This is a genomic window from Thermodesulfobacterium sp. (assembly GCF_030445475.1).
Lineage (GTDB): Bacteria > Desulfobacterota > Thermodesulfobacteria > Thermodesulfobacteriales > Thermodesulfobacteriaceae > Thermodesulfobacterium > Thermodesulfobacterium commune.
The window spans coordinates 1-11,886 of the sequence record NZ_JASUTP010000015.1; the positions used below are offsets into that span (position 1 = coordinate 1).

Genomic DNA, 11,886 nt, shown 5'->3' on the forward strand with positions numbered 1-11,886 from the left:
CGACGCTCTTCCGATCTTCAGAAACAAAACATAACTCTTGCCAAATATCCTAAGGCAACCTTTGATAAGGATAAAGCCTTTAAAAATCCTGATGCAGAATTTATCTCCTTTGGGCATCCGCTTCTTGAAACGCTTATAGATTGGGTACATCAAACCTTTCTAAACAATCTTCAAAAGGGAGCTATGTTTGAAGACCCAGACGGAAAATATAACGGTATCATTTGGTTCTTTGAAGGGGAAGTAAAAGATGGAAAAGGAGAAACAGCAGGAAAGAGGATCTTTGCCATCTACGATGATATGGAAAAAAACTTTACCGAAATAAACCCAGCGGTTATCTGGGACCTAATTCCAATAGATAATCCAACTGAAGTGCCAAACTTAGAAAATCTTAATTCGAGAAAAGAGAATACTAAAAACTTTGCTCGACAACTAATAATGAAGTATAAAAAAGAAATTGAAGAAGAAAGGACAAGGCAAGCTGAAATAAAAGAAAAATACGGTATCAAATCTTTAGAATATCTCATCGATAAGCTAGATGAAGAACTTGTTGTGCTGTATGAAAGAGAGGATAAAGGAAAAGAGGTAAGGTTAGCTATCCAAAACAAAGAAGAAAGAAAAAAATATTATCAAAAGGCTTTAGATGAGCTTAAAGAAGAAATAAAAAGGGAAAAAACTTTGACCATAACTTGGCCTCAGTTCAAAGGGGCAATCTTGGTTAAACCTAAAAAAACAGACCAAATGGTTAGCGATGAGGAGATAGAAAGAATAGGTATGGAAATTGCTATGGAATACGAAAGAAGTCAAGGAAGGGAGCCTGAAGATGTGTCAAAAGAAAACCTTGGGTTTGACATAAGGTCAAAAGGAAAAGATGAGATAAGATACATTGAGGTAAAAGCAAGAAAAGATGAGGGAGATGTAGCATTGACCGTCAACGAATGGCTTAAGGCAAAACGCTTTAAAGAAAACTACTGGCTCTACATAGTATGCAACGCTATCACAAATCCAACTCTATACATCATTAACAACCCTGCGGAGAATTTGAAAGTTCAAGATAAGGTAGAAGTAGTAAGGTTTATTGTTCCGTTAGAAGAATGGAAGAAAAAAGGAGAGAGGGCATAAGGATGAAAGAGCAAAAGAGCTTTATTGAAGTTACCTTCCCTATAAAAGAGGTTAGCGAAGAGTCAGCAAGGGAGAAGAACATAAGGCATGGGCATATTTCAACCTTACATATCTGGTGGGCAAGGCGTCCTCTTGCCTCATCAAGGGCAACAACTTATGCTGCCCTAATTCCTTACCCATCAACGGAAAAGGAAGCTAAGGAAAAGGCTAAATTCATCGTTGAGCTTTCTAAATGGGAAAATTCTCTAAAAGAGGACCTTATCCAAAAGGCAAGGGAAGACATTCTTAAGACAAACGGTGGGAAGCCTCTACGCGTGTTAGACCCCTTTTCTGGCGGTGGCTCAATTCCCTTAGAGTGCTTAAGGCTTGGGTTAGAGACCCATGCGGTGGAGTATAATCCCGTTGCGGTCCTTATTCTAAAATGCACCCTTGAGTATCCTCAAAGGTATGGAAGACAAAACAAGGTTAAAAAAGATGAAGGCTTGTTCAATTTTGAAAAAGAAGAAAGTCCGCTTATTGCGGATGTCAGGAAATGGGGGGAGTGGGTTTTAGAGAAAGCAAGAGAGGAGATAGGAAAGTTTTATCCTGCAGATGAGGACGGCTCAGTCCCAGCAGGTTATATCTGGGCAAGGACAATACCTTGTCAAAACCCCTCTTGCGGAGCAGAAACTCCGCTTATGCGCCAGTTTTGGCTTGCAAGAAAGGAAAATAAGATGATTTCGCTCTATCCTTTTGTTCATGAAGGAAGGGTTGAGTTTGCTATAGTGAAGAAAAACGGAGATGAATGGCAGGTAGTAGAGAGCTCTATCCCTGGATTTAGCCCGAAGGTTCCCTTTAACTTTGAGCCAGAAAAGGGGACGGTTTCTCGAGCCATCGCCGTTTGCCCTGTCTGCGGGGGCATGGTTGATGACAAGCAAGTAAGAAGGCTTTTTCAAGAAGGGAAGGCTGGGCAAAGGATGGTAGCCGTTGTCTTAAGTAGACCTCAAGGCAAAGCCTACAGGTTAGCAACTAAAAGAGATGTCGAATTTTATAGAAAAGCGGAAGAATATTTGGAGGAAAAGAGGGAAAAGCTCTGGGAAGAGTGGGGAATTGACCCTGTGCCGGATGAAGAAATGAATACCAAAGACCCAAATACAGTAGCAGGGAGGGGTTACGGATTTACAAAATGGGGCGACCTTTTCAACTCTCGCCAGAAGTTAGCGCTGATTACCTTTACTGAAAAGGTCCGTCTTGTGTATAATAAAATGATAGAAGAGGGATACGATAAAGATTACGCTAAGGCGGTTGTGAGTTATTTGGGCTTGGGAGTAAACAGGTTGGCAATTTATGCTACCACTTTTGGATATTGGCATAACACCAGGGAATTAGTAAATCCAGGTATGGGTAGACAAGCTCTAGCTATGACATGGGATTATTCGGAAGTCAATCCTTTTGGTGGTAATGCTGACTGGGAATCTGCTATAAGTTGGATTATTTACGTCCTCTCCCACCTCACCCAAATCCCACCGGTGGAGACTGAGGAATGATGGATAAAGAGACCGCAAAAAAGGTTTTAGAGATAATGCTTACCGCTGATGGGGGATGCGAATATTGCGTTAGAAACCTTTATCTGCAGTTCATAAAGGAATTCCCGCAGTATTCTTACCTTGCCAGAAAGCTTTATAGGAAAACCTTTAATCAAGAGCTTGTAACCGAAGATATGGCAGAAGATATAATAAAAGAGGTCATCAATGAGACATTAAAAGCATACAACTTGGAAGGGGAAAAGATAATTCTTTTTGGGTCAAGAGCAAGGGGCACCCAAAGAAAAGACAGCGATTGGGATATTCTTGTTGTTGTAAAACAACCTGTTGCTAAAGAAACCAAACAGAAATTATTTAAAGAAATTACCGAAAGGCTTTCCTATTACTTAATTCCTTGTGATGTGATAATAAAATCAGTTAAGGATCTTGAGTTTTACAAGAACTTTTATGGAACTGTCACTTATGAAGCCTTAAAAGAAGGGCACTCTTGAGGTTATAAAAAATGAAAACAATTGAAGAAATAAAGAGAATACTTGCGGAGCATAAATCAGAAATAAGAGAAAAATATGGAGTAGTAATAGTTGGCATCTTTGGGTCCTATGCAAGAGGAGAACAAAAGGAAACAAGCGATATAGATATTATCGTAGAACTTGATAGACCAGTTGGATTAGATTTTTATGAATTTTGGGACTACATTGAAAATCTTTTTGGAACAAAAGTAGATGTTTTAACACTAAGCGCACTTAAACAGAAACCTTTGCTTTGGGAAAAAGTAAAGGACAATATTGTCTATGTCTAAACCTAATAGGGATTGGAAACTATTAATCTTAGACATTTTAGAAAGTATCAATAAGATTGAAAGGTATACTGAAGGAATGGATTACGAGCTTTTTGAAAAGGCAGAACAAACTAAGGATGCTGTAGTAAGAAATCTTGAAATAATAGGAGAAGCCTCAAGCAAAATCCCTAAAGATATACAACAAAAATACAACCATATCCCTTGGGGTAAGATAATAGCAATGCGAAACAGAATGATCCATGGCTACTTTACTATAGATTATCGTATTGTTTGGAAAATTATAAAAGAAGACTTACCTGAGCTTAAGGAACAGTTAGAACAAACTCTAAAAAAGGAGAAAGGATGAAGAAAATCATAATCCCCACAGTCCTTCAAGCCTCAGCAACAGAACTACCTTATCCAGATAACTACTTTGACGCCGTCTTCACCGACCCGCCCTATTATGATAATATCAATTATGCAGAACTTTCTGACTTCTTTTATGTTTGGCTAAAAAGGAGTATAGGAGATCTATACCCAGAATTATTTTCTACCCCATTGGTTCCTAAGAGTAAAGAAATTGTAGCAAATCCGGTAAGACATGGAGGAGAAGCAAAAGCAAAAGAATTTTTTGAAACTATGCTCAAAAGAGCCTTCCAGGAAATTTACCGGGTTTTAAAGCCAAACGGTATAGCGGTAATTGTTTACACCCACAAGTCAACTTCTGGTTGGGAAACAATGATAAACTCCCTTTTAGACTCAGGGTTAGTGCCTACGGCAAGCTGGCCTATTGATACTGAGATGAAAACCAGATTAATAGCTAAAGATTCTGCCGCCCTTGCTTCATCCATCTACATAGTTTGTAGGAAGATGGAAAGGGAAGATATTGGATGGTTTAGCGATGTGAAAAAGGAGATAAGAGAAAGGATTTTTAACAACCTCCTTTGGGAAGAAGGTATTGCTGGACCAGATTTTTTTATTGCCTGCATAGGGTCAGCCATAGAAGTTTTTGGCAGGTATAAAAAAGTTATGGATTACGAAGGAAATGTGATAAGGGCAGATAAGCTTCTTGAGTTTGTGCGAGAGGTGGTAACCGAGTATGCAATAAAGCAGATTTTACACAATGGCATTGCTGGAGAGCTTTCAGCTTTGACTAAGTTTTACATCCTTTGGAGATGGTCTTTTAGGGAAGCTAAGGTTGAGTTTGACGAGGCAAGAAAGCTTGCCCAAAGCATAGGCGTTCATTTAGAAAGAGTATGGAATAGAAGCTTCATCAAAAGGGATAGAAACTACATAAAGGTTCTTGGTCCACAAGACAGAAGATTAGAAGACATTGAAAACATGAGAGAAAAAGATTTGATAGATGTTTTGCATCAAGTTTTGCTCCACTGGTCTAAAGGAAGACGAGATGAGATGAAGAGGGTACTTAAAGAGACTGGATATGGTGAGAATGATGCCTTTTACCGAGTTGCTCAAGCTGTATCCGAAACTTTACCAAACGACAGCAAAGAAAAGAAGCTTCTTGATGGCTTTTTATCAGGGAAAGATAGGCTTATATTGGAAATAAAAGATATAAAGGACAAACAAGGGAGGTTGTTATAAATGAGACCTTTTACTACAGTTGCTGTACCTCATGATGATATCTTAAAAGAGAAACTTACGATGGATGTATTTGCCGCTGACCTATGGCAAGTCTATAAAGGATCTGCTCCAGCCGAATATCAAGACCCAAGAGAGTTTTTTAGGAAGACCTTTTTGACAAAAGGAATGTCTTACTTAATTGATGTGGTAAGGAAAAGGCTTGAAGGAAGGGGTGGGGACTCGGTTATACAGCTTCAGACACCTTTCGGCGGTGGAAAAACCCATTCTTTGATAGCTTTATACCACAAAGCAAAGACAGAATTCAACGCTAAGGTAGTTGTTCTCAGCGGAACTGCATTTGACCCAAGAGACACTTTCTTGTGGGAAGAAATAGAAAGACAACTGACAGGTAAAGTTGATATTTTAAAGGGTAATATATCACCTGGTAAAGAGAAGTTAAGAAAAGTATTAGAAAATCATCAACCTTTATTAATCCTTATGGATGAAATTCTTGCATATACTATCAAAGCTGATGGAGTTAAGGTTGGGAATACTACTTTAGGAGATCAAACCCTGTGTTTTATACAAGAGCTTACTGAGACTTTGTCAACATTATCTAATGCTGTATTAGTTTTTACTTTACCTTCTAGTCTGCTTGAACATTTTGATGAAAAAGGAGAAAAAAGATTTCAACAACTTCAAAAATTTGTTGGAAGGATGGAAAAGGTTCTTACACCGATTGAAGACGAAGAGGTTGCCCATGTAATAAGAAAAAGACTTTTTAAGTATGTTGATGAGAGTTTAGCTGAAGAAATAATCCAGGAGTTTACTGATTATGCAGAAAGAGAAGGCTTTTTAAAAATGGACAAAGTTTTATACAAGCAAAGATTTAAGGCCAGCTATCCTTTTCAACCAGAGGTTATTGATGTTTTATACAAAAGATGGGGCTCTTTCCCAACCTTTCAGAGAACAAGAGGAGTTTTAAGGCTCCTTGCCCTTGTTGTTAAGTCTTTAAAAGATTCAAACTTACCTTTTATCAGCCTTGGGGACATTGATCTATCCAACGAAGAAATTAGAAGAGAGCTTATTAAACATATTGGGTCTGAATATGATAGCGTAATAGCAGCTGACATTACTTCTTCAAACTCTGGAGCTAAAAAAGTAGACGCCTCTCTTGGATTATCCTATTTATCCTTTAGATTGGGCACAAAAATTGCAACAACCATTTTCATGTATTCTTTTTCAGGTGGACCAGAAAAGGGCGCAACTCTTAGTGAAATTAAGCTTTCCTGTGCAAGACCAGAATTTCAAAGTAGCATAATTGTTGAAGCTTTAGAAAAGTTAAGAAATACTCTTTTCTACCTTTCTGACTCCGAAAGCATATATCTTTTCACAAATAAGCCGAACCTTAATCGCATTCTTCTTATCAAGATGGACGGGATAAGTGAAGCAAGATTAATTGAAGAGGAAGAACATTTGTTAAAGCAGGTATTTAAAAAATCTGAACACTTTGATATATATATTTGCCCAAAACATACAAGGGACATACCAGACTCAGAAAAACTTAAGCTTATTATCATGGAAAGCAATAATCCAACAATGATCAAAGAATTCATAGAAACATATGGAGAGAGACCACGAGTTTACCGAAATACTATGATTTTTCTTTGTCCTCTGGAGGGAGAAAAAAGTAAGATTTTGGATATGTTAAGAAAGAAATTAGCCTGGGAAGAAATAGAGAAGGATAAAAATCTTGAGCTCACACCAGACCAAAAAGAAAGAGTAAAAGAAAATATCAAAACCCTTAATGAAGGTATAAAAGAGAGAATTAAGTCAGTATACAGAATTGTATTCTTACCGAATAAAGATGAGCCAGAAAGAATAGATTTGGGAGCTCCTACATATATAGGAAAAAAAGAATATACGGATGAAATCTATACCAGGTTAAAAGAGGAGGGTAAAATTCTTGAAAAAATAAGTCCTCGTCTATTGAAAGAAAAATACTTGAAAATAAAAGATTATGTCCAAACAAAAAACATACTTGATTCATTTTATAAAATTCCAGGAGAATTAAGAATAAAGAATAAAGAGGTATTAGCAAGGGCAATTAAAGAAGGGGTAAGATTAGGTGAATTTGGACTTGGATATTTAGAAGACGGAAAGATAGAGTGTAGGTATTATAAAACAGATGGGGAGCCTTATTTTGAAGAGACAGAGGTCTTAATTAAAAAAGAGCTTTGTGAAGTTGAAAAAAATGAATACAAACCAGAACCGATTTATGATCAACCAGAAACTCCAGGAAAAGGTGCAGAGAAAGTAAAAGAGCCAAGCTCATCTCATATAGTAATAATAGAGCCGTCAACTACTCTACTCAAGTATCGTCAACTTTCTTTAAAACTTTCTATTTCCAGTGGAAAACTATCAGATGTAGTAAAAACAATCAACTTTATTAAGCAAAAATTCTCTAATGTTGAAATAAAGATAGAAATATCAGCCAAGAATGGAGAAATCCTTAAAACAGAATATGAAGACAAAATAAAAGAAGCAATAAATCAACTGGGCTTAGAAATAGAAGATGAAAAGATTGAATAATGAATAGACTACTTGAGCCTGTCTCTGTAGATACAATTATTTTTTGTTAGCCATTTTAAAGCTTTCTTAATTACCATTTTTTTCAAAGAATTTTTCAATTTCTGTTTTTAATTCTTTTAAAATATTCTCTAATTTAGTGCAAGACACTTGTCAAGAGAATTGTGTCTCCTTATAAAATTTCTTTAAAAACATTTGCTTCAATTCGTATAAAGCAGACTTAATTAGAGGAAGTGGTTTTTGCCAGGAGGTAAAATGAAGGGGAAAATTTTTCAGGGATAGAAAAATGATTTAACTAACCAACATTTAGAGACATATATTTTTGAGCTAATACGCTAAAATTTTTCTGTTGTGACTCCTAAAATAAAAAGGGCCTACTTGATTCCAAATTTAAACTGTCACACATACAAAAAGCTTTTCTAAAAGATGAAAGGTAAGTCATCTTATTTACTTTGACAAACCTTAAATTATCTTTATAATATTTTTATGAGCCAAAACTTTTTTATCGGAGGCAAAAATGAAAAAGATGGTAAGATTACTTATGGTGTTTACAGTTCTTTGTCTAATGGTTAACCTTAAGGATCTTTCTGCTCAAGAGGTTATAGATGTTACTAAAGAAGTAAACGTAACAGGTAATAACCCAGACCTTGTGTATTATCCTGTTCCGTTTATTCCTGTGTTAAAAGACCTTAGTTATCAGGGAGAACAAAGTGCCCTTTTAAAAACAGACAAAATAATTACCGGGATGTTGGTTTTTAAAGGAAACTACAAAGCCAATTCTTTGTTAGAGTTTTATAGAGTTCAGATGAAAAACAACGGTTGGGAAGAGGTGGGAAGTTTTACCTCTAAGATTACCTTTGTAGCTTACAAACGCCCAGAAGGGCATGCCTTTATCTCTGTGTCTGAAGGTTATTTTTCTACTGAATTAAGGATCGTAATCATCTTTAATAAGAATTAATTTTAAGTTTTAAAGGAGAAAAGATTGGTAGCTAATGGTCTTAAGGGGAAAAACATCCTTGTAGGGCTCACAGGTGGAATAGCTGTCTATAAGGTCTGTGAGCTTATAAGAAAGCTTAAAAATTCTGGAGCCAACGTTAAAGTTATCCTTTCTAAAGGTGCTGAAAAGTTTGTTACTCCTTTACTTTTTGCAAGTCTCTCTGGAGAAAAAGCTTATACTGACGAAGATTTTTTTAAACCAACAGGAGAAATTTTGCATATAGACCTTGCCAAGTTTCCTGACGTTGTAATAATAGCACCTGCTACGGCCTCTTTTATGGCTAAACTTGCCTCAGGTCAGGCAGATGAGCTTTTACTTTCTACACTTTTAGCTACCAAAACTCCTGTATACATTTTTCCTTCTATGAATACGAACATGTGGGAGCATCCTGCTACCCAGAGGAATGTAGAAACCTTAAAATCATGGGGATACAGGGTTTATGAACCTGCATCTGGGGCTCTTGCTTGCAATACCACAGGTAAAGGCAGATTACCAGAGGTAGAGGAAATCTTTGAAACCCTTCAAGCCCATTTTGTAAAAAAAGATATGTTAGGGCAAAAGGTTTTGATTACCGGTGGGCCTACCAGAGAGTACATAGACGAGGTTAGGTTTATCACCAACGATTCCTCTGGGAAAATGGCCTTTTTACTGGCTAAAGAGGCCTATTATCGGGGGGCTGAGGTATATCTTATCTGGGGTGGGAAAGAACTTCCAGGTATCTTTCCAAGGATAAACGATTTTTTGGGAATACCTTATCCTAAGGTTTTTTCAGTATCTACCACCAAAGAAATGTTAGAAGTAGCTAAAACACTTTTTCCTAAGTGTAATTTGGCAATTTTTGCAGCTGCTCCATGTGATTTTAGACCAAAACAAGCCTTCAGTGGTAAAATAAAAAAACAAGAAATCCTAACCTTAGACTTAGAGCTAACAGAAGACATAGCCAAAACTCTTTCTTTTCAAAAACAACCAGACCAGATAACGATAGGCTTTGCCTTGGAAACTCCAGAAAATTTAGAAAAATACGCCCTTCTCAAGAAAAAAGAAAAGAACTTCGATTTTATCGTAGCCAATCCCATAAGCACCTTGTCTGCCGAATCCTCTGACTTTATCGTTTTCACCCCCAAAGACAAACTTGAATTTAAAGAGGTTTCTAAGGCTTACTTAGCTAAGGTTTTGTTTGATTTAATCGGGGTGTAAGGGCATAGGGGTTCTTCTTCTAAATAATCACCTGTAGCTTCATAGGCCCTGGCACGGCAACCTCCACAAACCCTTATGTATTCACATCTTCCGCATTTTCCCTTGTACTTAGAAAAATCTCTAAGATTATTAAATACCTCTGAATTTTCCCAAACCTCCTTAAACGTCTGTTCTCTAAGGTTACCACAAGGCACCTCTAAGTATCCACAAGTTTGTACTATCCCTACATGAGAAATAAAACAAAATCCTGTACCAGCAAGACAACCTCTGGTCATGGCATCAAGTCCAAAGTTTTCAACCGTTACGTCCTTTCCCTCTTTTTTAGCCCTTTGTCTTAAAATTCGATAATAAGTAGGGGCACAGGTAGCTTTAAGCTGAAGGTTACACTTATCTCTTTGTTCGTAAAACCACCCTAAAATCTCTTCATACTTCTCTGCATTAATACCACCTGTGGAAAGTTCCTTTCCTCTTCCTACTGGGACCAACAAAAAGATATGATGTGCCACCGCACCTAAGGATTTTGCAAGTTCATGTACCTTAGGGAGTTCTTCTAAATTTTGTGGGGTAATCGTGGTGTTTATTTGGAAAGGAACCCCCACTTTTTTTAAGTTTTCTATCCCTTTTAAAGCCCCTTCAAATGCCCCTGGAACTTTTCTAAAATTATCATGGCTTTCCGGGGTACTTCCATCAAGGCTGATACTAACCCTGGAAATGCCTGTTTCTTTAATTTGTTGGGCTACTTCCTTGGTTATAAGAGTACCGTTGGTAGCAAGCACCGGTTTAAACCCTAAATCTATACACCTTTTAGCTATCTGAAAAAGGTCTTTTCTTAATAAAGGTTCTCCGCCTGTAAGGATGATGATAGGCTCTGCCACCTCTTTTATTTCTTCAAGTATTCTGAAAATCTCTTCTGTGGTAAGTTCATTTGCATAAGGACCTTTAGAGGCTGCTGCCCTACAATGCACACAATCTAAATTACAACTTCTGGTAAGTTCCCAGGCAATAAGCCTTGGCTTAAATGTTTTTTCCATCCTTTTTACCCTCACATTTTATATCTTTCTCGTAAAAGAACTGCTCTACCTTCAGGCTGCTTTTCATTTTTTATGTTTATCAGTTCTATGATAACCACATCAGGAGGAGTTAAAAACCTCATAGGAGGGCCTCCGGTCCCAACCCCTTTTGATACAAAAAGATAAGACCCCTTTCCCAAATATTTTAATCCCCTATCGGTTTCGTATAAAAGTCTAACTAAAAAAGAGCCTATCCCTTTATAGAGTCCTCCGTGGGTATGACCAGAAAGCATAAGGTTAAAACATCCGATGGTTTCTTTTTGAACCACCGGTTGATGTTTTAAAACTAACACAAACTTATCTCGAGGGATTTTACACAAAAAAGTGTTTTCATCAAAACCTGGACTACAGGCTTTATAATAACGACAATCTCTATCGTCAAGTCCGACCAAAACCAAAAAACCTGCTATTACCTCTGTTTCGTCTTTTAATACCTTAAACCCTGACTTTTCTATAAACTCTAAAGCCTGTTTCCAGCCTCTGTAGTATTCATGATTTCCCATCACCGCATATTTCCCAAGAGGTGCGGTGATTTTAGCAAGTTCTTCTGCCAGATGGTCTTTTTTTCTCATGTTTCCATCAACCAGGTCTCCAGTATTTACTATCAAATCCGGTTTTTCCTTTTCCCAGACTTTTTTAACTAGTTCAATCTTTTCTTGACCTAAAACAGGCCCTAAATGAAGGTCAGAGATCTGCATGATCTTAACCCGACTTACTTGAGGAGGAAGCTTATCAGTCCTTATCTGAAGTCGTATCACCTCTAAACCAAGGGTTTCATAATAACTATACACAGAAAAACCAACGGCTAAGAAAACGGCACCTAACAAAATCTTTTTTGAAGTAAGGGTTTTCCAGCGAAAAACGAGCTTTATTAAGTCAAAAACTACACAAAAAACGCAAAGATAAAGCACAAAACCGATCCATATAAGCACTAAAAAAGCCAACCACTTTGAAAATAGAGGAGGTAAATGTTGGTCAGTATACCTTATAAAAACAGGAGAAAATACAAGGAGTATAAAAACAGTAACAATA

At 37.1% G+C, this 11,886-nt stretch carries 11 protein-coding genes; 9 read left to right on the forward strand and 2 right to left on the reverse strand.

What is annotated here, in order from left to right:
• From PWP26_RS05495 to coaBC, 9 genes are all read left to right on the forward strand, one after another.
• Positions 1-1,119, forward strand: a 1,119-nt coding sequence (locus tag PWP26_RS05495) for a DUF3883 domain-containing protein (protein ID WP_301399156.1), incomplete at its 5' end; no start/stop codon positions are given.
• Between the two features lie 2 nt (positions 1,120-1,121).
• The gene (locus tag PWP26_RS05500) at positions 1,122-2,645 is read left to right on the forward strand and encodes a DUF1156 domain-containing protein (RefSeq protein ID WP_287568599.1); all 1,524 of its coding nucleotides are present in this window, start codon (positions 1,122-1,124) and stop codon (positions 2,643-2,645) included.
• On the forward strand, positions 2,645-3,133 hold the full coding sequence (locus PWP26_RS05505; RefSeq protein ID WP_051754583.1) for a nucleotidyltransferase domain-containing protein: 489 nt from the start codon (positions 2,645-2,647) through the stop codon (positions 3,131-3,133). Before PWP26_RS05500 ends, PWP26_RS05505 begins: the two co-directional genes overlap by 1 nt.
• 11 nt (positions 3,134-3,144) lie before the next feature.
• A complete protein-coding gene (locus PWP26_RS05510; protein ID WP_038060513.1) occupies positions 3,145-3,441 on the forward strand; it encodes a nucleotidyltransferase family protein in 297 nt (98 codons plus the stop codon).
• The gene (locus PWP26_RS05515; protein WP_038060515.1) at positions 3,434-3,787 is read left to right on the forward strand and encodes a DUF86 domain-containing protein; all 354 of its coding nucleotides are present in this window, start codon (positions 3,434-3,436) and stop codon (positions 3,785-3,787) included. Before PWP26_RS05510 ends, PWP26_RS05515 begins: the two co-directional genes overlap by 8 nt.
• On the forward strand, positions 3,784-5,022 hold the full coding sequence (locus tag PWP26_RS05520) for a DUF1156 domain-containing protein (protein ID WP_051754584.1): 1,239 nt from the start codon (positions 3,784-3,786) through the stop codon (positions 5,020-5,022). Before PWP26_RS05515 ends, PWP26_RS05520 begins: the two co-directional genes overlap by 4 nt.
• Entirely contained in the window at positions 5,023-7,593 is a 2,571-nt protein-coding gene (locus PWP26_RS05525) for a hypothetical protein (RefSeq protein ID WP_287568598.1), read from the forward strand. It begins immediately after the preceding gene.
• 514 nt (positions 7,594-8,107) lie between these two features.
• Complete coding sequence (locus tag PWP26_RS05530) at positions 8,108-8,548, forward strand: hypothetical protein (RefSeq protein ID WP_038060518.1); 441 nt, start codon at positions 8,108-8,110, stop codon at positions 8,546-8,548.
• 24 nt (positions 8,549-8,572) lie between these two features.
• Entirely contained in the window at positions 8,573-9,784 is a 1,212-nt protein-coding gene (gene coaBC, locus PWP26_RS05535) for a bifunctional phosphopantothenoylcysteine decarboxylase/phosphopantothenate--cysteine ligase CoaBC (protein ID WP_273010607.1), read from the forward strand.
• On the opposite strand, the gene ahbD is transcribed toward coaBC, so the two are convergent.
• Both ahbD and PWP26_RS05545 read right to left on the reverse strand, forming a co-directional pair.
• Positions 9,745-10,815: a heme b synthase gene (gene ahbD / locus PWP26_RS05540; RefSeq protein ID WP_038060583.1), complete on the reverse strand. Its 1,071-nt coding sequence runs from the start codon at positions 10,813-10,815 to the stop codon at positions 9,745-9,747. The two genes, coaBC and ahbD, sit on opposite strands and share 40 nt — an antisense overlap.
• Positions 10,816-10,826: 11 nt before the next feature.
• On the reverse strand, positions 10,827-11,798 hold the full coding sequence (locus PWP26_RS05545; protein ID WP_248700015.1) for a metallophosphoesterase: 972 nt from the start codon (positions 11,796-11,798) through the stop codon (positions 10,827-10,829).
• Positions 11,799-11,886 lie beyond the last annotated feature (88 nt).

Coding starts and splice junctions, on each gene's coding strand:
- PWP26_RS05500 (WP_287568599.1), top strand. CDS start 1,122: ATGAAAGAGCAAAAGAGCTTTATTGAAGTTACCTTCCCTATAAAAGAG.
- PWP26_RS05505 (WP_051754583.1), top strand. CDS start 2,645: ATGGATAAAGAGACCGCAAAAAAGGTTTTAGAGATAATGCTTACCGCT.
- PWP26_RS05510 (WP_038060513.1), top strand. CDS start 3,145: ATGAAAACAATTGAAGAAATAAAGAGAATACTTGCGGAGCATAAATCA.
- PWP26_RS05515 (WP_038060515.1), top strand. CDS start 3,434: ATGTCTAAACCTAATAGGGATTGGAAACTATTAATCTTAGACATTTTA.
- PWP26_RS05520 (WP_051754584.1), top strand. CDS start 3,784: ATGAAGAAAATCATAATCCCCACAGTCCTTCAAGCCTCAGCAACAGAA.
- PWP26_RS05525 (WP_287568598.1), top strand. CDS start 5,023: ATGAGACCTTTTACTACAGTTGCTGTACCTCATGATGATATCTTAAAA.
- PWP26_RS05530 (WP_038060518.1), top strand. CDS start 8,108: ATGAAAAAGATGGTAAGATTACTTATGGTGTTTACAGTTCTTTGTCTA.
- ahbD (WP_038060583.1), bottom strand. CDS start 10,815: ATGGAAAAAACATTTAAGCCAAGGCTTATTGCCTGGGAACTTACCAGA.